This is a genomic window from Butyricimonas hominis (assembly GCF_014287455.1).
In the GTDB taxonomy this organism is placed as follows: Bacteria; Bacteroidota; Bacteroidia; order Bacteroidales; family Marinifilaceae; genus Butyricimonas; species Butyricimonas muris.
Genome location: NZ_JACOOH010000050.1, coordinates 1 through 948, shown reverse-complemented (window position 1 = coordinate 948; position 948 = coordinate 1). Strand labels below are relative to the sequence as shown.

General features: G+C 43.4%; 1 pseudogene. It reads left to right on the top strand.

Features of this window, described 5'->3' with window-relative positions:
- Window positions 1-682 precede the first annotated feature (682 nt).
- Window positions 683-948 (top strand): annotated as a pseudogene (locus H8S64_RS22165) (hypothetical protein); the annotation flags it as partial.

The following is a 948-nucleotide window of genomic DNA, read 5'->3' as shown; positions in this document are numbered from 1 at the left end:
CGGCTCTGTTCGGAAAGTAGCACCGCAACATTGGCGGTCTTTTCCGTTTCAAACGACAAATCCCGGAACGTGAATATACGCCCGGTATCTATCCGTTCAATCTGCCCAAGTATCTCTTTTCTGAATGAAGCCATATTTATGTCCTTTGTTTCTATATGCAAAGATAGTATATTATGTAATCACCTGCAAAAACATAACAAAGATTTTGCCGAAGATGTTTTCTTTTTGTCGTGTCACCTGATAATAGGAGAATAACGGAAATTCAATCAAAGGCTTGCCAAACGCTTCACAAACGTTCCAAAAATAAGCTGTATTTCAGTATTAATTTTGATATGTAGCTCATTATTAGCCTATTGATAAAATAGCAAACGTTTCATAAACGCTTCACAAATGGCTCGCAAGCATAATGCAAATTTTAATAAGTCGTTGATTATAAGGCATAAGGTCTATAATTAAATGGCTCATAAATGGCTCACCCAAAGAGAGTGATTAACTTCGCTCTCTTTTTTTTATGCCCTTTCCCAATTCTGCAACCAATGGTTGCGGAATTTCATCCCACCCGGACAATTTCAGACAGCGCAGGACAAATTCGGACAGTCCTTGCCGCCCGTCCAAATATAGCATATTTAGTCGCTACCTTTGGGCGGGACTATTCCCGTAACCACTAAAATTCCAATTATTTATGGCAAACAGAATGACCCCGCCCGCAGAGGGGCAGGAAAAAGACGTGCTGCTGGTCTTGGATAAACAGCAGGGAAAGGTGAGTGCCGTTAAGGGTATCGACAAGGAGGGCAATTTGCAGACCGTGCCACCCACTACCGGACACGGCGGCGAGTTCATGCAGGTGGACAAGAACAGCGATGTGTTCAGCAACTTCATTTCCAACTTCTACCGCAAGTATCAGGACACTTCCGGGCTGGAACTGTTCAGCGTCAAGGCTTCCGAAGC